This is a genomic window from Aquipseudomonas guryensis (assembly GCF_014164785.1).
In the GTDB taxonomy this organism is placed as follows: Bacteria; Pseudomonadota; Gammaproteobacteria; order Pseudomonadales; family Pseudomonadaceae; genus Aquipseudomonas; species Aquipseudomonas guryensis.
The window spans coordinates 191,442-214,971 of sequence record NZ_JACJFN010000001.1 but is presented as its reverse complement, the minus strand read 5'-3'; the positions used below and the strand labels follow the sequence as shown (position 1 = coordinate 214,971).

The window sequence follows — 23,530 nt, the reverse complement described above, 5'->3', positions numbered from 1 at the left end:
CGGGCTCAGGTGGTGGGCAATCCGCGTGCGGCCAGATGTGCGCTCAGTCGCTGGTGCAGGGCCTGCAACAGGGGCACGGCCAACTGGCGTTGGGCGGCCGCACGGCAGGCATAGCCGAGCAGGTAGGCGATTTCCGTGCGCCGGCCCTGGGCCACGTCCTGATGCATGGAAGAGTAGTTGGCCGCAGTGGCGGCGATCACCCGCTGCACCTCTGCGTGCAGGCCCTCTGCGGCACTGGCCTGGTTGCACTGCTGGAGCAGCGTGCCCAGCTCGGCGCACAGGCTGTCGACTTCCCCCGGGTAGTCCGCAAGACCGCCATTGCGGCAGTCATGCAGCACCGTCAGCGGGTTGATCGCGCAGTTCAGCGCCAGCTTGCGCCACAGCTTGCCGAGGATCTCGGCGCTCCAGGTGTGCTGGATACCGGCTAGCTGCAGCTCACTGAGCCAGGCCGGCGCTTGGTCTTGTCCTTCGCGGCCGAGCCAGGTATGCCCCCGGCCGGCGAACACCACGCTGAAGTCAGCGTCCCGAAAGGCCCCTTCGGTGCTGCTGGCGAGGATGCAGCGCGCCCGTGGCAGGCGCGCGGCGACGGCATCCTGGCTGCCCAGGCCGTTCTGCAACAGGATGATTTCGGCATTGGCACTCAAACGTGGGGCCAGGCTGGCGGCCGCTTCCTCGGCATCGTAGGCCTTGCAGACCAGCAGCAGGCGCTGGACCGGAGCCGGGCTGTCGGCGGTTTCTGCTGGGATGGGGTAGAGATGCGTATGCCCAGCCTCGCTCAGGCGCAGCCCGCCGGCGGCGCGGTAGGCGGCCAGGCGCGTCGGGTCACGCAGGATCAGGCGTACCGGCAGGCCGGCACGCGCCAGGCGCGCAGCCCACAGGCTGCCCAGGCTGCCGGCACCGAGAACGTGCCAGGTCATTGCCGGCGGATCACTGCGGTAGCGGCAGACGCAGGGCGCTGACCCGACCGCTGGCGTAGGAGCTTGGCAGCAGCCTGTCGGCATGCTCGACCAGGGTTTGCGTTTCGATAGGCAGTGACTTGGCATCCAGGCCGACCAGGGCGATGCCGGCCTTGAGGCTGATGAAGCCCTCGCTGGTCTTGAAGGCCTTGAGGTTGAGGCCTTCGTGCAGGCGCTTGAAGCTGCTCGGCGAGCATTCCTGCAAGTCGTCGATCAGGGTGATCAGGGCGAAGTGGTTGTCGTCGATGCGCGCCAGTACATCCAGAGGGCGGACCAGCTGCTGCAGGCGGCGAGCCACGCCGTGCAGCAATTCGTTATAGAAGCCGTTGCCATACTGCTGGCGCAGGCTGCCGGCTTCCTGCAGGCCGATCAGCAGGTAGCACACGGCACCGCCGCGCGATTCCACCTGGCGCAGGCTCTCCTGCAGGCGTTGTTGCAGGTAGCGCGGGTTGCCCAGGCCGGTCAGTGGGTCGACCAGGTTGCGCTGCTCGAGGCTGGCAATGTTCAGGGTGAGCATGCGGTTTTCGTTGAGCAGACGGTGCAGGGTGTTGCACAGGCGGTCGGCGGCGTAGACGCGTGGCACCAGCTGTTCGTTCATTGTCGCCTTGCTGACGAAGTCGTCGACGCCACGGTCGAAGGCCTCCACCAGCACGTTGTCGCCTTCCTTGCCGGTAAGCAGGATGACGTAGGTGTAGTGGTCGGCGGTCTCATCCAGCTGGCGGACCCGGCCGGTCAGCTCAAGGCCGTCCATCTCTGGCATCAGCCAGTCGGCCAGCAGCACGCTGGCCGGGCGCTGCTCGAGCAGCTGCAAGGCTTCGGCGGCACTGGTGGCGAAACGCACATCCAGGTAACCGGCCTGGCTGAGGGCGCGACCGATCATGGCGCTGGAGAACTTGGCGTCGTCCACCACCAGAATGCTGAGATGGGGGTTGGGCATTTATGGGCTCGCTGGCAGGAAACTGGGGCGCTTTCGGTACTTGGCCGAGCGGCGCATGCTGGTGTAGGTATAATGAGCGCGCAAATTTTATCGTCAAGCCAGGCGCGCTCTGTCCGTGATACTGATCGCGCCGTCTATCTGGAGGAATTTCATGCCTTCGTTCGACGTGGTGTCCGAACTGGATAAACACGAACTGACCAACGCCGTGGACAACGCGGTGAAGGAACTGGAGCGGCGCTTCGACCTGCGCGGCAAATGCAGCTTCGAGAGCAAGGACAAGACCGTTACCTTGACCGCCGAAGCCGATTTCATGCTGGAGCAGATGCTGGAGATCCTGCGGCTCAATCTGGTCAAGCGCAAGATCGACAGCCAGTGCATGGAGCTCAAGGATCCCTTCGCCTCCGGCAAGGTGATCAAGCAGGAAGTGACCTTCCGCGAGGGCATCGACAAGGAGCTGGCGAAGAAGATCGTCGCCCATGTCAAGGACGCTAAGCTCAAGGTGCAGGCTGCCATCCAGGGCGAGCAGGTACGCATCACCGGCAAGAAGCGCGATGACCTGCAGGAAGCCATTGCTGTCTTGCGTGCCAAGGAATTCGGCATGCCGCTGCAGTACAACAACTTCCGCGATTGATCGCGCGTGAGAATGGAAAAGGCCGGCAATCGCCGGCCTTTTTCATGGTTGCTCGGAACTGCTCGGCAGCGGCGTTTCGCCATTGCCGTTCGGCTGGCTGCGTTCGCGGCCCCACTGCATGAGAATCAACAGCAGGGTGGGAATGCCGAGCAGGGCCGTGGCGAGGAAGAACTGGGCATAGCCGAGTTTTTCCACCATCAGGCCGGACGAGCCGCCGACCAGGCGCGGCAGCAGCAGCATGATCGAGCTGAGCAGGGCGTACTGGGTGGCAGAGAACTTCAGGTTGGTCAGGCTCGACAGGTAGGCGACGAACGCCGCCGTGGCCAGCCCGGAACTGAAGTTGTCGAGGGTGATGGTCAGCACCAGCATCAGCATGTGCGGGTTCAGCGCCTGCAGCAGGTCGAGGACGTTCTGCCCGGCGAAGCTACTGTCGCTGATCACCCCGAGGCCGGCGAGCAGGGCGAATAGCAGGTTGGTGCCGGCCGAAGCGGCGCCACCGATCAGCAGGATCGGCAGGATGCCGAAGCGCACGATCAGCAGGCCGCCCATTGCCGCGCCGAACAGGGTCATGAACAGGCCGAACAGCTTGCTGACGCTGGCGATCTGGCTCTTGGCGAAGCCCATGTCGATGTAGAAGACGTTGGCCATTACCCCCATCACCGTATCGGACATGCGATAGGTAGCGATCAGGCCCAGCAGCAGCAGGGCCTGCCAGCGGTAGCGCAGGATGAAGTCGTTGATCGGCGTGAGTACTGGCGCCAGGCTGCGTCGGCCCATGGCCGACAGGCACAGGCTGGTGATGATCGTGTAGAGCAGGAAGCGCAGGAAGGCGCGGTCATCGCGCAGCAGTTCCAGCGGGCTGATGGCGCCTTGCAGGCTCAGCAGGATGTCGCTCTTGAACAGCTGGGTGAACATCGCCGGCACCGAGATCAGTAGCAGGATCAGCACCAATACCGAGGCCAGCTGGTGGTAGAGGCCGTAGCGCGCGGCGGAGATCTGCGTCTTCAGCGGCACCGGCGGCTCGCGCATCCACAGGGTGGTGAACAGCCCAGGCAGCATGAGCATGGCGAACAGCAGGTAGGTGCTGGCCCAGGCACCGTGCTGGTAGTTGCCATCCACCGCGCCAAACCAGCCGGCGAAGTACAGCGCGCCGGCGGTGGCGAGCAGGGCGGCAACCCGGTAGCCGGCCATATAGCTGGCGGCCAGCGCGGCCTGGCGGTTGTCGTCGACGATTTCCAGGCGGTAGGCATCCACCGCGATGTCCTGGGTGGCCGAGGCGAAGGCCACCACCACGGCCACGCCGATTAGCCAGGACAGATGCTGCTGTGGGTCGCACAGCGCCATGCCGATCAATCCTGCTGCCACCAGCACCTGCGACAGCACCAGCCAGGAGCGGCGGCGACCCAGCTTGCCCAGCAGCGGCAGGCGCCACTGGTCGAGCATCGGTGCCCAGACCCATTTGAAGGCATAGGCCAGGCCGATCAGGCTGGCGTAGCCGATGGTCTGGTGCGCCACCCCGGCCTCGCGCAGCCACACCGACAGGGTGGAGAACACCAGCATGTACGGCAGGCCGGCGGCAAAGCCCAGCAACAGCAGGGCCAGCGAGGCCGGATGGGCATAGGTGGCGAGGGCGGCGCGCCAGGATTTACGGGGCATGGGCAAGGTCTGGGAGGCAGCTGGACAAAGGGCGCACTCTAACCGTTGAGCTCCATCGGGCGCCAGCCGTGGCGGCGCATATCGACGCGGTTGTTGATGATGGTCAGACCTTCTTCGCGCAGACGCGCGCGCTGCTCGTCGCCACTCGGGCTGCCGGCCGGCAGGCTCAGGCGCCCGCCTGCGCCGAGCACGCGATGCCAGGGCAGGCGGGTGTCGGGCGGCAACTGGCTGAGCGTGCGACCCACCCAGCGCGCGGCCCGGCCGAGACCGGCCAGGGCCGCCAGTTCGCCGTAGCTGGTGACCTTGCCCGCAGGGATCTGTGACAGCAGCAGATAGAGCGCCGCCCGCCGCCCCTCGGCGCTTGCCGTCGGGTCGAGGGCGGGGGCATGCTCTGCGGCGATCCCCCGTTCGGTTACCGGTGTCTTGCTCATGTGGCTGCGCTTCCTGCTTTCGACTGTTCTCGTACTCGCCTGGCCGGTCTGGGCCGACACCGTCTGGCTGAACAATGGTGACCGCCTGAGCGGCGAGATCCTCCTGCTCGACGGCGGCAAGCTGGCCCTGAAAACCAAGTATGCCGGGCGCGTGCTGATCGACTGGAAGGATATCGACACCCTGCGCTCGGACAAACCCCTGATGTTGCGCCGGGTCGGGCTCGACAGCGAAAGCAGTGAAGGTTTGCAGGCGGCCGGGCCGGGTCTGGTGACCGTGGTCGGTAGTCGTCGCGAGACAGTGCCGCTGGCCAGCATCAACCGCCTGGTGCCGCCGCGGCCACTGCTCAAGGATCGCCTGTGGGAAGGCAACCTTGATGCCAAGCTGGATCTGGAGCGCAACGAGGACAGCACCGACGAGTTCAAGATCAAGGCCAATACGCGGGTAGAACACGGTCGCTGGCGCCATGTCCTGAATGGCCAGCTGGAGCACGAGACCAAAAACGACGAGGAGAAGGAAGACAACTGGGAGCTGGAGTACGACCTCGATCGTTTCGTTACCGATCACTGGTTCTGGCGTACCGGTTACGAACAGGATGAGGACAAGTTCGAGGAGATCAATCGCCAGCGCATTCTCGGCACGGGACCCGGTTATCGCTTCTGGGATGACGAGCTGGGGCGTTTCGACCTGGTCGGTCAGGTCAATCGGGTACGTCTGGATTCACCACTTGGTGAGTTGGCGTTCGACACCTGGTCGCTGGAGTGGGACTACAAACGCCAGCTGTGGGGCACGCGGCTGGAGTTTTACAGTACGGCCGAACTGCAGGTGCCACAGATCGACGAAATCGACTACGTGTTCGACAGCGAGGCCGGCCTGCGCTATCGCCTGAATGACTGGGCCCGGCTGTCGCTGCTCTATGAGCTGGATCAGTTGCGGGGACTGGGCAACACCTATTCGGAGCAGCGTTATCTGATTGGGTTGGGTGTCGGCTGGTAAGAACCTATTTTGGATCTCTTGATCGTCGGCCATGCCGCGTTGAAATTGGGCTCGGACTGCTCATTTACACTCCGTAAACTCCGCGTCCTCGCCCAATTGATTCGCTGGCGCTTACCCTTCGGGCCAGCCTGCGGCTGTTACTCCCGCTGGTCGTTGCGCCTTGCCTGGCTCTAGCTAAAAAGATCCTAAACAGGTTCTACGCGCTTTCTGGAACTCACGGAGCAATCGTCGGTCAGTGCTTGCTCTGCCGGCTGGCGTGCGGATAATGCCGGCCTTTTTGCCCAACTGAGCCGATTGCCCGCCAATGACTGTTTCCCGTTCCCTGCTGTGCCTGGCGCTGGCCGCCATTCCCACTCCGCTGATTGCCGATACCGTGTGGCTGAAGAACGGTGACAAGCTCACCGGCACCATCGAACTGGTCGATGGCGGCAAGCTGCTGCTGAAAACCGACTATGCCGGCTCGATCACCCTCGATCTGCACAAGGTCGCCACCCTGGAGAGCGAGCGCGAGCTGCTGGTCAAGCAGGATGACTTCACTGGCGAGCGGGCCAAGTCGCTGAAGCCGGCAGGTGAGGGGCAGGTCGAGCTGGTCAATGGCGAGGCGCCGAAAGTGGTGGCGCTGGCCTCGATTGCTCAGATCCTGCCGCCCAAACCGCTGGTGCAGGACCTGCTCTGGACCGGGCGTGTGGATTTTTCCGCCGACTACAAGAGCGCGGAGAACGATGTGAAGGACTACGACATCGACCTCGCCACCCAGGCACGCCACGGTGCCTGGCGGCACAGCTTCGGTGCCGAATACGATCATGAGATCAAGGACGACGAGAAGAAGACCGATCGGGTCGAGCTGGACTACGACCTCGACCGTTTCCTCACCAAGCAGTTCTTCTGGCAGGGGCAGCTCAAGTACACCCATGACCGCCTGGATGATCTGCAAATCCAGCGCACCGTCGGTACCGGCCCCGGCTACCAGTTCTGGGACGATGCCCTCGGCGCCTTCTCTATGGCCGGTCTGCTCAACCGCAACGACTTCGTCTTTGCCAATGGCGAGAGCGAGCACTTCAACTCGGCGGCCATGGAGTGGGACTACAAGCGCAAGCTGATCGGCAACAACATCGAGCTGTACAGCCAGGGCGAACTGGGCGCGCCCTTTATCGACGAGATCGACTACATCATCGATACCGAGGCCGGTGTGCGCTACAAGCTCAACAGCTGGGCAGCGCTGAGCCTCAAGGCAGAGTGGGACAAGGTTGTCAGCGAGAACGGCGATACCGACGAGCGCCGCTACATGCTCGGCCTGGGCGTCGGCTGGTAATTCACCCACCCATAAAAAAGCCCCGCAAATGCGGGGCTTTTTGCAACTGGCGAAGTCAAGTCTCGATCTCGCGAGCTAGCGTCAGGCTAGGCGGAGGAGGGCCGAGGGCGCGCAGTTTACGAGCTGTAAATGAGCAGCCCGAGGCCCTTCTCCAACGACGCCTGGCCGACGCGCAGCAGATCGAAACCCAATCAGAGGCGCAGGCCGCCGTCGAGTTCCAGAATCCGCCCGGTGTAGTAGTCGTTTTCCAGGATGTAGGCCACCGAGTGAGCGATCTCGGCCGGCTTGCCCATGCGGCGCAGCGGGATGCCGGAAGTCATCTTCTCCAGGGCTTCCGGCTTCATGCTGCCGGTCATCTCTGTTTCGATGAAGCCCGGAGCGACGCCGGCGACACGGATGCCATAACGCGCCAGTTCCTTGGCCCAGACCACGGTATCGGCCGCAACGCCGGCCTTGGCGGCGGAGTAGTTGGCCTGGCCAACGTTACCGGCACGGGAGATCGAGGAGATGTTGATGATCGCGCCCTGATTCTTCAGTTCGATCATCTTCGCCGCGACTTCGCGGGTGCAGAGGAATACGCCGGTCAGGTTGACGTCGATCACCGACTGCCACTGGGCCAGGCTCATCTTGGTCATCTCGCCGTCCTTGACCTTGATGGTCAGGCCGTCGCGCAGGATGCCGGCGTTGTTGACCAGGCCGTTGATCGCACCGAAGTCGTCGGCGATCTGCGCCACGGTGTGGGTGACCTGCTCTTCGTTGGCCACGTTGCACAGGTAAGCGCGGGCGTCACCACCGGCGGCCTTGCAGGCAGCTACTGCTTCGTCGAGCTTTTCCTGGTTGAGGTCGACCAGAGCCAGCTTGGCGCCCTTGGCGGCCAGGTATTCACCCATGGCACGGCCCAGGCCCTGGCAGCCGCCAGTGATGATGATGACTTTGTCTTTGAGTTCCATAACACTACCCCTCTAAAGGTCTACAGGTGGCCTCGCGGGCGCTGCAAAGAGTTCTGCCGAGCGCCTGTCCGTTTTGTTTTCGACGGATTCTTAACGAGGAGTCATAACTTGAGCGTGACAGCCGGCAAGCATGCCCGAGAATTGCTCCTCAAGGAATACCGCGGTGTGCTCTCCACCCACTCCAAGGCCATGCCGGGTTTCCCTTTCGGATCAGTGGTGCCTTACTGCCTGGACGAGCAGGGTTGTCCGCTGCTCCTGATCAGCCGCATCGCCCAACACACCCATAACCTGCAGCAGGACGGCAAATGCTCACTGCTGGTCGGCGAACGCGGCGCCGAGGACGTGCAGGCGGTCGGGCGCCTGACCCTGCTGGCCGAAGCCGAGAAACTGGCAGAACCCGCGCAGATCGCCGCCGCTGCCGCGCGTTACTACCGCTATTTCCCCGAATCGCGCGATTACCACCAGGTCCACGACTTCGATTTCTGGCGCCTGCAGCCAGTGCGCTGGCGCTATATCGGCGGCTTCGGCGCGATTCACTGGCTGGAGCAGGTCAATCTGGCCAACCCCTTCGCCGGCGAGAGCGAGCAGAGCATGCTCGAACACATGAATGCCGACCACGCGGCGGCCATCACCCATTACGTCAAACTGGCCGGCTTACCTGCCCATGAGCCGGCACAACTGGTCGGCATCGACAGCGAAGGCTTCCATCTGCGCATCGGCAAGGGCCTCTACTGGCTAGCCTTCCCAACATCCTGTAACAGTCCCGGCGCGGTGCGCCAGGCCCTGGTACAGCTGGCCCGGGCCGAGGTCTGGCCGACCACCGGGCAGGTGTCAGCTTGAATTAAGCGCCACACCCCATACTTTCATCGGTATCGGAAGCCGTTCTTCCGTCAAGGAACCCCTGATGCGCGTTTTTCTCTTTCTGTTTCTGCTGTTCCCGCTGATCGAACTGGCTGTACTGATCCAGGTCGGCAGTGCCATTGGTGTCATCCCCACTCTGCTGCTGGTGATCGGCACGGCCATTCTCGGCAGCGTGCTGCTGCGTGTGGCCGGCCTGGCCACTGCCTGGCGTGCCCGTGAAAAACTGGCCCGTGGCGAAATGCCCGAGGAGGAAATGTTCGCCGGCCTGCTGATCGCCGTTGGCGGCGGCTTGCTGCTGCTGCCGGGCTTTATCAGCGACGTGTTCGGCCTGCTCTGCCTGATTCCGTTCACCCGCAACCTGCTGATCGGCAACCTGCGCCGCCGTGCCGCGGAGCAGGCCCTGCGTCAGCGTGCCTTCGCCGACGACCTCGCCGCCCGCTCCGGGCAAACCCGTCCCAACGTCATCGAAGGCGAGTACCAGCGCCGCGACTGAGCAGTGCTGCGCGGCTGGGGTGTGCAAAAAAATCCTAGCCCAGCCCTTGAAATGCCCTTGATCGCCCCTATCTAGCTAGCACCGCAAGGTGTCTGCCGTTTTCGGCAGAACAGACTTCCGTGGCCCGCCCAGGCGTGCCGCGCCCGGCTCCGCCGGACTTTGCTAACCCGCCGGTGCAGTCACCGGCCTGCTTACAACAACTTATCGGGAGAGATCGACCCATGAAGCTTCGTCCTCTGCATGACCGCGTCGTTATCCGCCGCAGCGAAGAAGAATCGAAAACCGCCGGTGGCATCGTGCTGCCGGGCTCCGCTGCTGAAAAGCCGAACCAGGGCGTGATCGTCGCCGTTGGTACCGGCAAAGCCCTGGACAACGGTGAAGTACGTGCCCTGGCCGTCAAAGTCGGTGACAAAGTGGTATTCGGCCCTTACTCCGGCAGCAACACCGTCAAAGTCGACGGCGAAGACCTGCTGGTGATGAGCGAGAACGAAATCCTCGCCGTCCTCGAAGCCTGATTCCCGCGCATCCCCGTACAACTCAAGAATTTAAGGAACTACCACCATGGCTGCTAAAGAAGTCAAATTCGGCGATTCCGCTCGCAAGAAAATGCTGGTCGGCGTTAACGTCCTGGCCGACGCGGTAAAAGCGACCCTCGGCCCGAAAGGCCGCAACGTGGTGCTCGAGCGCAGCTTCGGCGCGCCGCTGATCACCAAGGACGGCGTGTCCGTTGCCAAAGAAATCGAGCTGAAAGACCGCTTCGAGAACATGGGCGCCCAGTTGGTCAAGGACGTTGCGTCCAAGGCCAACGACGCCGCCGGTGACGGCACCACCACCGCCACTGTACTGGCTCAGGCCATCGTCAACGAAGGCCTGAAAGCCGTTGCTGCCGGCATGAACCCGATGGACCTCAAGCGCGGCATCGACAAGGCCACCATCGCCATCGTCGCCGAACTGAAGAAGCTGTCCAAGCCGTGCACCGACACCAAGGCGATTGCCCAGGTCGGCACCATCTCCGCCAACTCCGACAACTCCATCGGCGACATCATTGCCGAAGCCATGGAAAAAGTCGGTAAAGAAGGCGTGATCACCGTTGAAGAAGGCTCGGGCCTGGAAAATGAACTGTCCGTCGTAGAAGGCATGCAGTTCGACCGCGGCTACCTGTCGCCGTACTTCATCAACAAGCCGGATACCATGGTCGCCGAACTCGACGGCCCGCTGATCCTGCTGGTCGACAAGAAGATCTCCAACATCCGCGAACTGCTGCCGGTTCTCGAAGCCGTAGCCAAGTCTGGCCGTCCGCTGCTGATCGTGGCTGAAGACGTTGAAGGCGAAGCCCTGGCGACCCTGGTTGTGAACAACATGCGTGGTATCGTCAAGGTCGCAGCCGTCAAGGCTCCGGGCTTCGGCGACCGTCGCAAGGCCATGCTGCAGGACATCGCCATCCTCACCGGCGGTACCGTGATTTCCGAAGAAGTCGGCCTGAGCCTGGAAAGCGCCACCCTGGAGCACCTGGGTAACGCCAAGCGCGTTCAGCTGAGCAAGGAAAACACCACCATCATCGACGGTGCTGGCCAGCAGGTTGATATCGAAGCCCGCGTTGCGCAGATCCGCAAGCAGGTCGAAGACACCACTTCCGACTACGACAAAGAGAAGCTGCAAGAGCGTCTGGCCAAGCTGGCTGGCGGTGTTGCCGTGATCAAGGTCGGTGCCGGCACCGAAGTGGAAATGAAAGAGAAGAAAGCCCGCGTTGAAGACGCCCTGCACGCCACCCGCGCAGCCGTCGAAGAAGGCGTGGTACCTGGCGGTGGTGTGGCCCTGGTGCGCGCCCTGCAGGCCATCAACGAACTGAAAGGCGACAACGACGACCAGAACGTCGGTATCGCTCTGCTGCGTCGTGCTGTTGAAGCACCGCTGCGTCAGATCGTGTCCAACGCCGGCGGCGAGCCGAGCGTAGTGGTCGACAAGGTCAAGCAGGGTTCGGGCAACTACGGCTTCAACGCCGCGACCGACACCTACGGTGACATGATCGAGATGGGTATTCTCGATCCGGCCAAAGTTACTCGTTCCGCCCTGCAGGCCGCCGCTTCCATCGGCAGCCTGATGATCACCACCGAAGCCATGATCGCCGACATCGTCGACGACAAGGCTGCTCCGGCCATGCCGGACATGGGTGGCATGGGTGGCATGGGCGGCATGATGTAAGCCGACCGGCCCTCGCTGGATAAAGAGCCCCGCCTAGTGCGGGGCTTTTTTATGCACGCGACAAGAACCTGTTTACGACCTCTTGGCCGTCGGCCATACGGCGTTAAAAACAGCCTCGGAATGCTCATTTACAGCTCGTAAACTCCGCTTCCTCGGCTGTTTTTGCCTTGTCTGGCTCTAGTCCAAAAGATCGTAAACAGGTTCTTAGCCGGGCATCGTGAAAAAACCGTCAAAGCCGCGGTTAGGGGAGGGTGTTCGCGGTATCTTTGCGCCACTGCGGCGCCATCGCGCCGGTGAGGGAATTCGATATGCGCATCCTCCTGGTCGAGGACAACCGCGACATCCTGGCCAACATGGCCGACTACCTGGGGATCAAGGGTTACACGGTGGACTGCGCCCAGGATGGTCTGTCTGGCCTGCACCTGGCCGCCAGCGAACATTACGACCTGATCGTGCTGGACATCATGCTGCCCGGAATCGACGGTTACACCCTGTGCCAGCGCCTGCGCGAGGAGGCGCGGCGCGATACCCCAGTGATCATGCTGACCGCCCGCGACCAGCTGGACGACCGCCTCAAGGGCTTCAAGGCTGGTGCCGACGACTACCTGGTCAAGCCCTTTGCCCTGTCCGAGCTGGCTGCGCGTATCGAGGCCGTGCTGCGCCGCAGCCTGGGTGGCGGCAAGCGCAGTCTGCAGGTCGGCGAGCTGAGCTATGACCTCGACACCCTGGAAGTCAGTCGCAGCGGCCGTCCGCTCAAGCTCAACCCGGTGGGCCTCAAGCTGCTCGCCCTGCTGATGCAGAAAAGCCCGCATGTGGTACGCCGCGAGGCGCTGGAAGAGGCGTTGTGGGGCGACGATTGCCCGGACAGCGACAGCCTGCGCAGTCATGTGCACCAGTTGCGCCAGGTCATCGACAAACCGTTCGACCAGGCGCTGCTGCACACCGTGCACGGGGTCGGTTATCGCCTGGCGGAGTTGGCTGATGGAGTTTAGGCACAGCCTGTCACGGCGCATCGTCATCGCCTTCATGCTGATGACCTTGCTGGTGGGGGGCACCTTTGCCATCGGCATCGTCGAGACCGTGCACCTGGTCGAGGAGCGCTTGATCTCCGCCGAGCTGGGCGGTGACCTGGGGCGCCTGCTGAAAATGGAGAGCAGCGAGGATTGGCGGCACAAGCCCGAGCCGGACCAGCTGTTTCATTTCAGCAATGGTCCCGGCGACTTTGCCATGCCGGCCGACCTGCAGGCGCTGCCGCCCGGCTTCAGCGAGGTGTATCGCGATGAGCGTTCCTACCATGCCTTCGTTCAGCTGGTGGATGGCCGCCGTTATGTACTGCTGGAAGACCAGAGCGAGTTCGAGGACCGCGAGCAGTTGTTGTTCGCCGTGGTGCTCGGTGGTTTCCTGATCAGCCTGGCGCTGTCCGGGCTGCTCGGCTGGCTGTTGGCGCGCAAGGTGATCGAGCCAGTGGTGCGCCTGTCGACCCAGGTGCGCCACCCGGACCAGCTGCTTGATCGGGCGCCGTCCCTGGCGCCGGACTATGCCAGCGACGAGGTGGGGCAGCTGGCGGCCTCCTTCGATACCACCCTGGGCCTGCTACGCCGCGCGCTGACCCGTGAGCGGCTGTTTACCAGTGACGTCAGCCATGAGCTGCGCACGCCACTGATGGTGCTGGCCAGCTCCTGCGAGCTGCTGCTGGAAAGCGCTTCCCTGGATGCGCGCGCCCGTGGCCAGGTGCAGCGGATCGCCCGCGCCACGGAGGAAATGCGCGATCTGGTGCAGACCTTCCTGCTGCTGGCGCGCTCGCGCAGCGATGAGACCGGCACGACGCCCCTGGCCAGCCTGGCAGAGGTGGCCGATGGCCTGGTGGAGCAATGGCGCCCGGCGATCGAGGCCAAGGGCCTGACGTTCCATTACCAGCGCGGCAGCGGCGCCCTGCTGCATTACAACGCGCCCTTGCTGCGCTCGGTCATGGGCAATCTGTTGCGCAATGCACTGCATTACACCGAGCGTGGCGCTATCGAGTTGCAGCTGGGTGAGCAGGGCTTCGTCGTTGTCGACAGCGGCGTGGGCATTCCGGAAAGCGAGCGCGAGGCGATGTTCCAGCCCTTTGTCCGCGGTGGCCAGGCGCGTGGTGAAGGTCTCGGTCTCGGCCTGTCGCTGGTCCAGCGGATCTGCGAAAGCCAGGGCTGGAGTGTCAGCCTGAGCAGCGTGGAGCCTCAGGGTTGTCGCTTCGAGGTCAGCCTTACCGTCGCTGTCTGCTGAGCGCCTGCTCATATCGTCTCGTACCCTCACCTCATGGGGCATAAGCTGTCGTAGTGGTCAGGCGGGTATGCGCCTTGCAGCCAAATCCCGATCGAGTGTCGACAAGCACATCAGGCTGCTATTGCCGCATCTGTCTGTTACCCGCAGTGACTGCGGTAACTCATGTGTGTCGAGGCGCTCCAGCCTTGGCTGGTTTGGCGACGAGGTTATGATCTGATTTCGGGGGAGGGTGACGATGCTGAGTGCCGTGTTCGGCTTGGACAAGGATGCGAGTCTGTTCGATCAGTGGTGGCAGCAACAGGGGGAGTGGGTCGAGGCCCCCAATCGGCGCCGGGGTGGTGAAAGTGGGGTGCAGCGGTTACGTCACGTGAGCGACGAATTACTGTATGCCAAACGTCAGGTCGATCACCTCTATCGCAGCCTTCTCCACCCCTTTGGCCGCCCGACAGTGCTGCGTGAGCGCAATGCCATGCTGGGCTTGAGCAAGCTGGGTGTGCGAGTACCGCACCTGATCTACTGCGGTGCGCACTATCAGGTGGGCGAGGGCTGGCGTGCCATCCTCATCAGCGAGGCCTTGGAGGGCTTCGCCGATATCGACAGCTGGTATGCGCAGGGCGGGGCGGAATGCTTGAGTGCCGCGCAGCACGAGCAACTGCTGCAACAGATCGGTGCCACGCTGGCGCGTATGCACCTTGGCCGTTGGCAGCATGGCTGCCTGTACGCCAAGCATGTATTCGTGCGGGTGCAGGGCGATGCGCTGGACGTGGCGCTGCTGGACCTGGAGAAAAGCCGCCGGCGGCTGACCTGCAAAAGTGCTGCGCAGCATGATATGCGGCAACTCAGGCGTCATTCGCCGTGGAGTGATGTCCAATGGAAACAGGTATTGCATGGCTACCAGCAAGTTTTTGGTAGCCCTCTCAAGGGTATCTAACGCTTGAGTTAGCCCGTGCTCGGGTTGTGCCACGCGATGAAGCGTGCAGTAGCTACGGGCAGGTATAACGATTTTTTCACAGTCCATTCCCTAGTCTGCATCCCGGCTACCAAGGACTCTTGCGGTAGCGGGCTGACCGCTTGTCTGCCAAAACCACGGGAACGGTTTGATGCTCTAAGGTTTTCACTAAGTGTTAGGCAGCACTTTCAAGGGGTTGCAGCGATGAAATTAGAAATTGCTCGAGGTCTTTTCCTCGTTGGTGCCCTCGGCGTAACCGCCCTGGCCGCCGCCGCATGGCAGGAGCCCGAACCCGTGGTGCTGGATGCCCATCACAGTTCACTGAATTACTGCCCGCCGCCAGCGGTTGCCCGCAACAAGGCGCTGACGCCGCAGGTCAGGCCCGACAGTGACCTGTTGCTGGTGATGTTCGGCCTGTCGCAGAACCTGAACGCCAGCAACTGAGCTGTCACAGAATGAAAAAAGCCCCGCACTGCGGGGCTTTTTCTTGGGGGTGTCACTCAGTGTGACGGCACCGCTGCTGCGGCCGGCCTGGCGTCCGGCTTGGCCAACAGGGTGTAGACGCAGGGCAGGACGAACAGGGTGAACAGGGTGCCGATCGACATGCCGGTGGCGATCACCAGGCCGATGTCGAAGCGGCTGGCCGCTCCGGCGCCGGTGGCGAGGATCAGCGGTACCATGCCGAAGACCATCGCCGCGGTGGTCATCAGCACCGGGCGCAGGCGAATCGAGGCGGCTTCCTCGATCGCTTCGCGCACACCGAGGCCCTTGTCGTGGCGCAGCTGGTTGGCGAACTCGACGATCAGGATGCCGTGCTTGCTGATCAGGCCGATCAGCGTCACCAGGCCCACCTGGGTGTAGATGTTCATGCTGGAGAAACCGAGGAAGATCGGCAGCAGGGCGCCGCAGATCGACAGCGGTACGGTGACCAGGATCACCAGCGGGTCGCGGAAGCTCTCGAACTGCGCGGCCAGCACTAGGAAGATGATCGCCAGGGCCAGGGCGAAGGTGACGAACAGCGCGCTGCCTTCCTGCACATACTGGCGCGAGGCGCCGGCGTAGTCGAAGGCGTAGCCGCGCGGCGCTTCCTCGCGGGCGATCTGCGCGATGGTGTCCACCGCCTCACCGGTGCTGACGATGGGTACACCTTCGATGATCGCCGAGTTGAGCTGCTGGAACTGCTTGAGCTTGGTTGGCCGCGCGCGGTCACTGACCTTGATCAGCGTGCCCAGCGGCACCATCTGCCCGCTTTCGCTCTTCACGTAGTAGCTGCTCAGCCAGCCCGGATTGTCACGGTAGGCGCGCTCGACCTGGGCGATCACCTTGTAGCTGCGACCGTCGATGGTGAAGCGGTTGATCTCGCCTTCGCCGAGCAGGGTGGCAAGGGTCAGCCCCAGGTCCTGCATGGACACGCCCATCTGCGCGGCCTTCTCGCGGTCGATCTCGACCACCACTTCCGGCTTGTCGAAAGCCAGGTCGACGTTGAGGAAGGCGAACTTGCCCGACTCCATGGCCCGCGCCTTGACCCGGTCGGCCACCTGCAGCAGCGACTCGTAGTCGTTCGGCGTATTGATCACGAACTGGAACGGCAGACCCTGGCCGGTGCCCGGCAGCGACGGCAGGTTGAAGCCGAAGATCTGCAGGCCGGGGATGGCATTGAGCTTGGCCTGGACCTCCGGTAGCAGCTCCATCTGCGTGCGCTCGCGCTCGTCCCAGGGGGTCAGCAGGAAGCCGCCGATCCCGGCCTGCACGCCATCGAAGCCGTTGATCTGGAACGACGAGTAGTACTCGGGGAAGCTCTTGAAGATCTCCACGAACTCGTCGGTGTAGGCGTTCAGGTAGTTCAGGTTGGTCGGCTGCGGCGCATTGGCGAAGAGAAACACGATGCCCTGGTCCTCTTCCGGCGCCAGCTCGCTGTGGCTGAACTTGAGCAGCACCGGGATCAGGCCCATGACGATCAGGGCAAACACCAGCACCACCGGGCGGGTGTTGAGGGTACCGTGCAAGGCGCGCTGGTAGCGTTGCTTGAGCCGGTCGAAAATCTGGTCGAGCCGATGTGCCAGGCCCGAGGGGTTTTCCTCGTGGCGCAGCAGCTTGGCGCACATCATCGGCGACAGGGTCAGGGCGACGATGCCGGAGATGATCACCGCACCGGCCAGGGTCAGGGCGAATTCCTTGAACAACGCCCCGGTGAGGCCCTCGAGGAAGCCGATTGGTGCATACACCGCGGCCAGGGTAATGGTCATCGAGACCACCGGCACGGCGATCTCGCGCGCCCCTTCGATGGCCGCGTCGAACGGCGTTTTACCTTCCTCGATATGGCGGTGGATGTTTTCCACCACCACGATGGCGTCGTCCACCACCAGGCCGATGGCCAGGACCATGGCCAGCAGGGTCAGCAGGTTGATCGAGTAGCCCATCAGCTGCATGAAGAACAGCACGCCGATCATCGACAGCGGAATGGTGATCACCGGGATCAGCACCGAGCGGAACGCGCCGAGGAACAGGAACACCACGACGATGACGATCAGCACCGCCTCGATCAGGGTCTTCACCACCTCGTCGATGGAGGCCTGGATAAAGCGGGTGGCGTCGTAGGCGATGGATACCTTCAGGTTCGGCGGCAGCTGCGCTTCCAGCTCCGGGAGGATGGCGCGCACGTGCTTGATCACGTCCAGCGGGTTGGCGCTGGGCGTGCCCTTGATGGCGATGTACACCGAGGGCGTGCCGTCGAACGAGCTGATCGAGTCGTAGTTGGCCGCGCCCATTTCCACCCGGGCCACGTCGCGCACCAGCACGCGGGTGTCACCGACGGTCTTCAGCGGGATGGCGCCGAAGGCTTGCGGGGTCTTCAGGTCGGTGCTGGCATTGATGCTAGTGACCACGTACTGGCCCTTCACTTCGCCGGCGGCGGCGAGGAAGTTGTACTGGCGCACGGCTTCGCTGAACTCGCCGGCGGTGACGCCATAGGCGGCCATCTTCACCGGGTCCAGCCATAGGCGCATGGCGAACACCTGGTTGCCGAGGATTTCCGCTTCGGCCATGCCTGGCAGGGTGGCCAGCTTGGGCTGGATGACCCGGGACAGGTAGTCGGTGATCTGCGGGTTGGACAGCTGCTCGCTGTAGAAGCTGACATACATCAGCGCGGTGGAGTCGGCCGCTTCCTTGGACAGCACCGGGTCTTCGGCATCCTGCGGCAACTGGTTCTTCACCTCGCCGGCCTTGGCCAGCAGCTCGGTGAACAGACGGTCGCTGTCAGCGCCGATGCGCGCATAGATGGAGATCACCGAGAGGTTCTGCTGGCTCGACGAGGTCATGTAGTCGATGCCTTCGGCGCTTGCCAGGCTCTGCTGCAGCGGCTGGGTGATGTAGCCCTGGATGGTCTCGGCATTCGCCCCGGGGTAGGCGGTGGTCACCGTGATCAGGGCGTTTTCCATCTGCGGGTACTGGCGGATCACCAGTTTGCTGAAGGCCTGGAAGCCCAGCAGGATGATCAGCAGGCTGACCACGGTGGCCAGTACCGGGCGACGGATGAACGGATCTGTAAAAGCCATGTTGGTTTCCTTGGCGCCGCGCCTTACTGGGCGGCGCTGGCTGGGGTGGCCGCTTCGACCGCCTGGGCCTGGTCGTCGGCGATGCTCACGTGGGCGCCGTTATCCAGCTTGAGCTGGCCGGCGGTGACCACCTGCTCGCCGGCCTTAAGGCCCTTGAGCACCACCACCTGGGCATCGCGACGCTCGCCGGTTTCGACGAAGCGGCGCTCGACCTGCAGCTGGGCCTGGCCCTTGTCGTCTTTCACTACGGCACCCTTTTCGTCCTTCTTCTCGCCGATTACGTACACCGAGTTGCCGTACAGGGTGTAGGTGATGGCGGTTTCCGGCACCACGATCACCGGCTTTTCGCCTGGCAGGAGGACGTCCAGATTGGCGAACATGCCCGGCAGCAGCTTGCTGTCGGGGTTCGGCAGCATGGCGCGCACCTGCAGGTTGCGCGTGGTTTCTTCGACCTTGGGGTTGATCGCGGCGATTTCGCCCTCGAACACCTCACCCGGATAGGCGGCGACGTTCAGGCGTACGCGCTGACCAATGGCCAGCAGCGGCACGGTTTGTTCCGGCAGGAAGAAGTCGACATACAGCTTGGACAGGTCCTGCAGGGTGGCCACGGTATTGCCGGGACTCAGGTAGTCACCGGTATCGACCTGGCGGATGCCGATGGTGCCGGCGAAGGGGGCGAGGATGCGCTTCTTGTCCAGGCTGGCCTGCAGCTGGGCGACGCTGGCCTCGGCCTTGAGCAGTTCGGCATTCAGGCGATCGAACTCGCTCTTGGAAATGGCCTGCTTGACGGCCAGGTTCTTGCCGCGCTGGAACTCCACCTGGGCCAGGTTGCGCACGGCCAGGGCGGTGGCGAGGATCGCCTGTTCCACCTGGCTGTCCAGTTGCAGCAGGGGCTGGCCGAGGCTGACCTTCTCGCCGGACTGGAACAGCACCTGTTGCACGGTACCTTGGACTTCGGCGGTCAGGTCGACGCCCTGGAACGCCTTGAGTGTGCCGATGGCCGGCAGGCGGCTCTGCCAGGGCTGCTCCTTGGCCAAGGCGGCAGACACGCTGATGGCCGGCTGTGGCGCCGAGAACATCTGCACCTGCTGGTAGATCGAATAACCTTTGTAGGCGGCAAGGGCGAGCACCACGAGGATGACAGCGCCCAGCATGACAAACATGCGGCGGAGCAACATATTCCGGTTCCTTGGCGGGGCAAAAAGAGGCCTGGGAATAGGCGAAGCGGGCACCATAGTCCCACTTGACCATCAAGTCAAAAGACGCCCATTTGCAAGAAGTTACCAGCAAAGATTGTCGCAACAGCGTGTCGCGGTTATTGCCCCGGACTGGCATTTTGCCGGCACGTCCGTGTGCCGTGATGCCCCCTCAAGAGCCCAGGCGACGGGTCACTTCGCCCAGCTCACCAGACAGGTTCTGCAGGTTCTGGCTGGCGCTCTGGGTACGCTCCACGTTCTCTTGGTTGGAGCTGGCGATGGCGGTGATTTCGGTGAGGTTGCGCGAGATGTCCTCGGCCACCGAGGTCTGCTCCTCGGCGGCGGTGGCGATCTGTCGGTTCATGTCGCGGATGGCCTCCACCGCGCCGGTGATGCGCTGCAGCATTTCGCCGGCCTCGGTGACCTGGGTCACGCCTTCCTCGCTGCGGTTCTGCCCGCTTTCGATGGCACGGACGGCATTGATTGCACCAGTCTGCACCGTGTCGATGATCTGGTTGATCTCGGCGGTGGATTCGGCGGTGCGTTGAGCCAGGGTACGCACCTCGTCGGCGACCACGGCGAAACCGCGGCCCTGCTCGCCGGCGCGGGCGGCTTCGATGGCGGCGTTGAGGGCCAGCAGGTTGGTCTGCTCGGCGATACCGCGGATCACTTCCAGCACCTTGCCGATACGCCCGCTGTCGGCTTCCAGACGGCGGATCACTTCGGCGGTGTTGGCAATCTCGCTGCGCATGCCGGTAATAGTCTGGATAGTCGAGGTCATCACCTTGCCACCCTGGCGTGCCGAGTTGTCGGCATCGTCAGCGGCGTGCGCGGCTTCGGCAGCATGCCGCGCCACTTCCTGGGCGGTGGCGGACATCTCGTGCATGGCCGTGGCGACCTGATCGGTACGCTCGAACTGCTCGTTGATGCCTTGGGTCATGCGCGAGGCGATGTTGTTTAGTTCGCCGCTGGCATTGTCCAGGTTGTTGCTGCTCTGCTGCAGGCTCTGGGTGGTGCTGGCAAGGAAGTCGCGCAGGGTGTTGGAGGCGATGGCCAGCATGCCCAGTTCATCGGCGCGGTTGGTTTCTACGCGCTGGCCGAAGTGGCCGTGACTGAGTTCATCGACATGGCTGATCAGGTGGCGGATCGGGATGATCAGGTTGCGATTGACCAGCCACAGGCTGAATAGGGCGATGACCACGCTGGCCGCCAGCAGTAATACGCTGCCGATGAGGATGGTGCGGTCGGCGGCGGCGTTGATCTGCTTGGCCTGCGCCAGGCTCTGCTCGCGTAATTGAGTGACCAGGGTGCTCATCTGCTCGCTGGCGGCGCGATCGATGCCCTTGACCGCGGCATCGCCGGCCTTGGCATCACCATTGGCGGCAACGAAAGCATCGCGGCCCTTGCGGTAGTTGATTCCGAGGGTCTGGTGCTCGCTACGCAGGCGCTCGACCTGGGTTTTCAGTGCCTGATCGGCAGAGGCAACCTGCACCAATTGACCCAGGGTGTCCTGCACCTTGCGTTCCTGGGCCTCGAACTGGCCCCAGTACTTATTCAGGTTGTCGCTGTCCTGGCCGCGCAGCAGGACGTTCTTCCACTCCTGGACCTGGATCTTGAACTCGACGTTGGCCGCGTCGATCAGGCGGGTGGCTTCCAGCGGGCCGTCGAGCAGGCCGCGATAAGCCTGCATGCCGCTGGAGAGGAAGCTGAAGCAGGCCAGGGCGGTGATCAGGATCAGCACCAGGCTGCCGCCGAGCAGAGCGAGGATCTGCGCGCGCAGGGATTTTTGCAGGAACATGGGAGGCGCCTCTTCGGGGTTTGCTACCCCCGATACCCGGATGGGCATCGGAACTGCGGATATCCCTATCCCCGGAGCATGACGTTCCGGTTACAGGCGGCCAGGCAGAAGCCGGCACGTATGCACTATCCGCTTGAGTATAGGTCGGCAGCGGGAAGAAGGCCTTGAGCCATCAATTTCACACCAGGCGCAGGTGGTTGTCCCACAGTCCGGCCGGCAGTTGCAGCGGCTGCGCGACAATCTGGGGGCCGCGACAGTCGTACAGGCGGCAGCGGCCCTGGCCGGAGGTGACGACGAAACCCTCGCTCACCGCACCGACGCCCGCGCAATCCGGCAACGGCGCATCGAGCAGCAAGTCGCTACTGTCCAGGTTCCAGATGAAGAAGCGGTTGCCGCGCGGTGCGGTCAGGGCCAGCAGGCGCAGGTCGTTGTGGATGGCCAGGCTGGCGGTGTACTGGTTCATCGCCGCGCGCTGCGCCTCGCCCAGGGGGAAGGGCTGGAAGGGTTGCCCCGGGCGCTTGATCGCCAGCAGCGGTACGGCGTCCAGTGGGTCGCCTTCGTACTGCTGGCCGGAGACGATGGTGCCGTCGCTGGCCACGGCCAGGTGACGCACGCTATTCATCTGCTGCGGCAGCTGTTCCTTGCTGAGCAACGTGCCGTCGCGCTGCATCAGCACCAGGCTTGGCTCCATGGCCTGCAGGTTCATCATCACCCGGCTGTCGGCCTCGGTACGGATGCCACCGTTGGCCACCACCAGGCTTTCGCCCCCGGGCAACCAGAGCAGCTGGTGCGGGCCGATGCCGTGGGTGGCGTGCTCGCCGATGCGTTGCAGCTGGTTGTGCTGCAGGCGATAGACGCCGAGCACGCCACGGCCCGGCTCGCTGGTGTCGTTTTCGGTGCTGTAGAACAGCTCGCCGGCCTGGTGGAACAGGCCGTGGCCGTAGAAGTGGCGGTCGGTAGCGGCGCTCAGGGTTTGCAGCAGGCGGCCGTCGCGGGTATCGATTAGGTAGCTCTCGCGGCTCGGCCGGCGGCCGACGAACACGGCCAGCGGCAGGCTCGGGTGCGGTACCACATCGTGGCAGCGCTCTTTGACCAGCGTGGCGAAGGCCTTGCTGCCATCCAGGCGGTAGCCGACGGCATAGTGCTGGCCGTCGCTGTCGTCACGGGCCGAGAGCAGCAGCGGTTGCGGGCCATGGCTGACCAGCTGCCAGCCGCCCAGGGCGCTGGCGGCGAGGGCGGCGCCCGCAAGGCCGAGAAAGGCTCTGCGCTGCATGCTGTCAGTCCCCGTCGTGGGCATTGAAGCCCAGCTGGATGCCGAGCGTCTTGGCCAGTTCGCCTTCATGCAGGCGGTGCAGCTGGTCGAGGCTGTCGTAGAAGGCATTCAGCTGCTGACGGCCGTCTTCCTCGCCGAGCAGTTCGCCGAGTGGACGCTGGATCGCCGCCAATAGCTGGCGAGTAGCGCCGTACTGGGCATCCAGGCGCTGGCTCAGCGCTGCCTGGTCGCTGCCGAGCAGGGCCTTGATGCCATCGTTGTTGCTGCCAAGCCAGATGCGCTCGGCGCTGGCCAGGCTGGCAGCGAGGCTGACGATGCTGGCATTGCTGCGCCAGAACTCGGCCTGGTAGGGCTGCGGCTGGCCCTTGCTCTGCCGGCCGAGGGCGGCGCCGAGCTTCTTCTTCATGCCATCGATGGCACTGACCTGTGCGCGCAGCAGTTCGCCCACCGCCTCCGGCGCCTCGGCGTAGCGGCTGTTGGGGAAGTGCTTGAGCTGCGCGGCCATGCCGTCCTCGGCTTGCCACTGGCCGAGAATTTCGCCGCTGAGCTTGGCCTGGTGCTCGCCGATGGCGATCAGCAGCGGGCAGTAGCGGTTCTTCTGGGGAGCCTGATTGAGGTCGATGGCGGCATCGAACAGCACGTACTCATAGGCAGTGAGGCCCTGGACCACCACGCTGGCCTGGTCCAGGTCGGCCTGGACCAGCTGCGGCTTGTTCTTCAGCAGGGTCTCGACCTGGCGCTGCACCAGGTTCTTCTTGTCCGGCCAGAACTGTACCTGCCAGGCACGATTGCCTTCGGCCAGCGGGCCAACCAGCAGCGGCTGTAGGGTCGCCCAGCTACCAATAGTAGTGAGCAGGCTTTGGCGGGCGCCGCTCAGGTCCTGGCTGCCGTTGCAGAGCGCCTGGGCGCTGCTGGCCAGTTGCTGGTTGGCCTGGTGCCAGCTGCTGTAGGCCGGCAGCAACACGCCCTCGGCCAGGGCGCTGCTGGTGGCCTGCTGCGGGTCTTGCGGGCTGCAGGCGGCGAGGGCAAAGCCGAGCAGGGCAACAGCCAGAGGGGTGCGGATCATGCCGGTCTC

The 23,530-nt window shown here is 63.7% G+C and carries 21 protein-coding genes; 11 read left to right on the top strand and 10 right to left on the bottom strand.

The genetic code is table 11. The annotated features are described in order from the left end of the window. Window positions 1-5 precede the first annotated feature (5 nt). Window positions 6-917 carry a putative 2-dehydropantoate 2-reductase gene (locus H3H45_RS01005; RefSeq protein ID WP_182831913.1) on the bottom strand — a complete coding sequence of 304 codons (912 nt, stop codon included), beginning with the start codon at window positions 915-917 and terminating at the stop codon, window positions 6-8. A 10-nt stretch (window positions 918-927) separates the two neighbouring features. Next, the gene (locus H3H45_RS01000) at window positions 928-1,893 is read right to left on the bottom strand and encodes a GGDEF domain-containing response regulator (protein WP_182831912.1); all 966 of its coding nucleotides are present in this window, start codon (window positions 1,891-1,893) and stop codon (window positions 928-930) included. A gap of 151 nt (window positions 1,894-2,044) precedes the next feature. Here H3H45_RS01000 and H3H45_RS00995 point away from each other — a divergent pair, with 151 nt between their 5' ends. Continuing rightward, on the top strand, window positions 2,045-2,524 hold the full coding sequence (locus H3H45_RS00995) for a YajQ family cyclic di-GMP-binding protein (RefSeq protein WP_173209236.1): 480 nt from the start codon (window positions 2,045-2,047) through the stop codon (window positions 2,522-2,524). Window positions 2,525-2,566: 42 nt separating this feature from the next. Here the strand turns inward: H3H45_RS00995 and H3H45_RS00990 are convergent, their stop codons facing one another. Continuing rightward, on the bottom strand, window positions 2,567-4,180 hold the full coding sequence (locus tag H3H45_RS00990; protein ID WP_182831911.1) for an AmpG family muropeptide MFS transporter: 1,614 nt from the start codon (window positions 4,178-4,180) through the stop codon (window positions 2,567-2,569). Window positions 4,181-4,218: 38 nt separating this feature from the next. Further along, window positions 4,219-4,611, bottom strand: coding sequence for an MGMT family protein (locus H3H45_RS00985; RefSeq protein WP_182831910.1), 393 nt, complete (start codon window positions 4,609-4,611; stop codon window positions 4,219-4,221). Between H3H45_RS00985 and H3H45_RS00980 the strand changes: the two genes are divergently transcribed. Continuing rightward, the gene (locus H3H45_RS00980) at window positions 4,610-5,605 is read left to right on the top strand and encodes a DUF481 domain-containing protein (protein WP_182831909.1); all 996 of its coding nucleotides are present in this window, start codon (window positions 4,610-4,612) and stop codon (window positions 5,603-5,605) included. The two genes, H3H45_RS00985 and H3H45_RS00980, sit on opposite strands and share 2 nt — an antisense overlap. 304 nt (window positions 5,606-5,909) lie before the next feature. Continuing rightward, window positions 5,910-6,917, top strand: coding sequence for a DUF481 domain-containing protein (locus H3H45_RS00975; protein WP_182831908.1), 1,008 nt, complete (start codon window positions 5,910-5,912; stop codon window positions 6,915-6,917). 191 nt (window positions 6,918-7,108) lie between these two features. Here the strand turns inward: H3H45_RS00975 and H3H45_RS00970 are convergent, their stop codons facing one another. Beyond that, complete coding sequence (locus H3H45_RS00970; protein WP_182831907.1) at window positions 7,109-7,867, bottom strand: SDR family oxidoreductase; 759 nt, start codon at window positions 7,865-7,867, stop codon at window positions 7,109-7,111. A 108-nt stretch (window positions 7,868-7,975) separates the two neighbouring features. Here H3H45_RS00970 and H3H45_RS00965 point away from each other — a divergent pair, with 108 nt between their 5' ends. From H3H45_RS00965 to H3H45_RS00930, 8 genes are all read left to right on the top strand, one after another. Then, window positions 7,976-8,707: a HugZ family pyridoxamine 5'-phosphate oxidase gene (locus tag H3H45_RS00965; RefSeq protein ID WP_182831906.1), complete on the top strand. Its 732-nt coding sequence runs from the start codon at window positions 7,976-7,978 to the stop codon at window positions 8,705-8,707. Window positions 8,708-8,771: 64 nt separating this feature from the next. Then, window positions 8,772-9,221, top strand: a complete 450-nt coding sequence (locus tag H3H45_RS00960) for an FxsA family protein (RefSeq protein WP_173209221.1) — start codon at window positions 8,772-8,774, stop codon at window positions 9,219-9,221. A gap of 221 nt (window positions 9,222-9,442) precedes the next feature. Then, the gene (locus H3H45_RS00955; protein WP_173209219.1) at window positions 9,443-9,736 is read left to right on the top strand and encodes a co-chaperone GroES; all 294 of its coding nucleotides are present in this window, start codon (window positions 9,443-9,445) and stop codon (window positions 9,734-9,736) included. A 46-nt stretch (window positions 9,737-9,782) separates the two neighbouring features. Continuing rightward, window positions 9,783-11,423 (top strand): chaperonin GroEL, encoded by a 1,641-nt coding sequence (groL, locus tag H3H45_RS00950; protein WP_182831905.1) that lies wholly within the window; start codon window positions 9,783-9,785, stop codon window positions 11,421-11,423. 308 nt (window positions 11,424-11,731) lie between these two features. Next, window positions 11,732-12,415 carry a response regulator transcription factor gene (locus tag H3H45_RS00945; protein ID WP_173209215.1) on the top strand — a complete coding sequence of 228 codons (684 nt, stop codon included), beginning with the start codon at window positions 11,732-11,734 and terminating at the stop codon, window positions 12,413-12,415. Further along, the gene (locus tag H3H45_RS00940; RefSeq protein ID WP_182831904.1) at window positions 12,405-13,685 is read left to right on the top strand and encodes a sensor histidine kinase; all 1,281 of its coding nucleotides are present in this window, start codon (window positions 12,405-12,407) and stop codon (window positions 13,683-13,685) included. The genes H3H45_RS00945 and H3H45_RS00940 overlap by 11 nt, the downstream gene beginning before the upstream one ends. Before the next feature lie 235 nt (window positions 13,686-13,920). Next, the gene (locus tag H3H45_RS00935; protein WP_182831903.1) at window positions 13,921-14,616 is read left to right on the top strand and encodes a lipopolysaccharide kinase InaA family protein; all 696 of its coding nucleotides are present in this window, start codon (window positions 13,921-13,923) and stop codon (window positions 14,614-14,616) included. Between the two features lie 222 nt (window positions 14,617-14,838). After that, complete coding sequence (locus H3H45_RS00930) at window positions 14,839-15,078, top strand: hypothetical protein (RefSeq protein ID WP_182831902.1); 240 nt, start codon at window positions 14,839-14,841, stop codon at window positions 15,076-15,078. Window positions 15,079-15,134: 56 nt separating this feature from the next. Here H3H45_RS00930 and H3H45_RS00925 read toward each other — a convergent pair whose 3' ends face one another. The 5 genes from H3H45_RS00925 to H3H45_RS00905 form a co-directional block, all read right to left on the bottom strand. After that, on the bottom strand, window positions 15,135-18,188 hold the full coding sequence (locus H3H45_RS00925) for a multidrug efflux RND transporter permease subunit (RefSeq protein WP_182831901.1): 3,054 nt from the start codon (window positions 18,186-18,188) through the stop codon (window positions 15,135-15,137). A gap of 23 nt (window positions 18,189-18,211) precedes the next feature. After that, the gene (locus tag H3H45_RS00920) at window positions 18,212-19,366 is read right to left on the bottom strand and encodes an efflux RND transporter periplasmic adaptor subunit (RefSeq protein ID WP_182831900.1); all 1,155 of its coding nucleotides are present in this window, start codon (window positions 19,364-19,366) and stop codon (window positions 18,212-18,214) included. Between the two features lie 190 nt (window positions 19,367-19,556). Then, window positions 19,557-21,182 carry a methyl-accepting chemotaxis protein gene (locus H3H45_RS00915; protein WP_182831899.1) on the bottom strand — a complete coding sequence of 542 codons (1,626 nt, stop codon included), beginning with the start codon at window positions 21,180-21,182 and terminating at the stop codon, window positions 19,557-19,559. A gap of 178 nt (window positions 21,183-21,360) precedes the next feature. Beyond that, a complete protein-coding gene (locus H3H45_RS00910) occupies window positions 21,361-22,455 on the bottom strand; it encodes a DUF1513 domain-containing protein (RefSeq protein ID WP_182831898.1) in 1,095 nt (364 codons plus the stop codon). Between the two features lie 4 nt (window positions 22,456-22,459). After that, entirely contained in the window at window positions 22,460-23,521 is a 1,062-nt protein-coding gene (locus H3H45_RS00905) for an imelysin family protein (RefSeq protein ID WP_182831897.1), read from the bottom strand. Between the last annotated feature and the right edge of the window lie 9 nt (window positions 23,522-23,530).

What these genes read in the sequence shown, in the direction of transcription:
- H3H45_RS01005 (WP_182831913.1), bottom strand. Translation starts at nt 917, where the DNA reads ATGACCTGGCACGTTCTCGGTGCCGGCAGCCTGGGCAGCCTGTGGGCT.
- H3H45_RS01000 (WP_182831912.1), bottom strand. Translation starts at nt 1,893, where the DNA reads ATGCCCAACCCCCATCTCAGCATTCTGGTGGTGGACGACGCCAAGTTC.
- H3H45_RS00995 (WP_173209236.1), top strand. Translation starts at nt 2,045, where the DNA reads ATGCCTTCGTTCGACGTGGTGTCCGAACTGGATAAACACGAACTGACC.
- H3H45_RS00990 (WP_182831911.1), bottom strand. Translation starts at nt 4,180, where the DNA reads ATGCCCCGTAAATCCTGGCGCGCCGCCCTCGCCACCTATGCCCATCCG.
- H3H45_RS00980 (WP_182831909.1), top strand. Translation starts at nt 4,610, where the DNA reads ATGTGGCTGCGCTTCCTGCTTTCGACTGTTCTCGTACTCGCCTGGCCG.
- H3H45_RS00985 (WP_182831910.1), bottom strand. Translation starts at nt 4,611, where the DNA reads ATGAGCAAGACACCGGTAACCGAACGGGGGATCGCCGCAGAGCATGCC.
- H3H45_RS00975 (WP_182831908.1), top strand. Translation starts at nt 5,910, where the DNA reads ATGACTGTTTCCCGTTCCCTGCTGTGCCTGGCGCTGGCCGCCATTCCC.
- H3H45_RS00970 (WP_182831907.1), bottom strand. Translation starts at nt 7,867, where the DNA reads ATGGAACTCAAAGACAAAGTCATCATCATCACTGGCGGCTGCCAGGGC.
- H3H45_RS00960 (WP_173209221.1), top strand. Translation starts at nt 8,772, where the DNA reads ATGCGCGTTTTTCTCTTTCTGTTTCTGCTGTTCCCGCTGATCGAACTG.
- H3H45_RS00955 (WP_173209219.1), top strand. Translation starts at nt 9,443, where the DNA reads ATGAAGCTTCGTCCTCTGCATGACCGCGTCGTTATCCGCCGCAGCGAA.
- groL (WP_182831905.1), top strand. Translation starts at nt 9,783, where the DNA reads ATGGCTGCTAAAGAAGTCAAATTCGGCGATTCCGCTCGCAAGAAAATG.
- H3H45_RS00945 (WP_173209215.1), top strand. Translation starts at nt 11,732, where the DNA reads ATGCGCATCCTCCTGGTCGAGGACAACCGCGACATCCTGGCCAACATG.
- H3H45_RS00940 (WP_182831904.1), top strand. Translation starts at nt 12,405, where the DNA reads ATGGAGTTTAGGCACAGCCTGTCACGGCGCATCGTCATCGCCTTCATG.
- H3H45_RS00935 (WP_182831903.1), top strand. Translation starts at nt 13,921, where the DNA reads ATGCTGAGTGCCGTGTTCGGCTTGGACAAGGATGCGAGTCTGTTCGAT.
- H3H45_RS00930 (WP_182831902.1), top strand. Translation starts at nt 14,839, where the DNA reads ATGAAATTAGAAATTGCTCGAGGTCTTTTCCTCGTTGGTGCCCTCGGC.
- H3H45_RS00925 (WP_182831901.1), bottom strand. Translation starts at nt 18,188, where the DNA reads ATGGCTTTTACAGATCCGTTCATCCGTCGCCCGGTACTGGCCACCGTG.
- H3H45_RS00920 (WP_182831900.1), bottom strand. Translation starts at nt 19,366, where the DNA reads ATGTTGCTCCGCCGCATGTTTGTCATGCTGGGCGCTGTCATCCTCGTG.
- H3H45_RS00915 (WP_182831899.1), bottom strand. Translation starts at nt 21,182, where the DNA reads ATGTTCCTGCAAAAATCCCTGCGCGCGCAGATCCTCGCTCTGCTCGGC.
- H3H45_RS00910 (WP_182831898.1), bottom strand. Translation starts at nt 22,455, where the DNA reads ATGCAGCGCAGAGCCTTTCTCGGCCTTGCGGGCGCCGCCCTCGCCGCC.
- H3H45_RS00905 (WP_182831897.1), bottom strand. Translation starts at nt 23,521, where the DNA reads ATGATCCGCACCCCTCTGGCTGTTGCCCTGCTCGGCTTTGCCCTCGCC.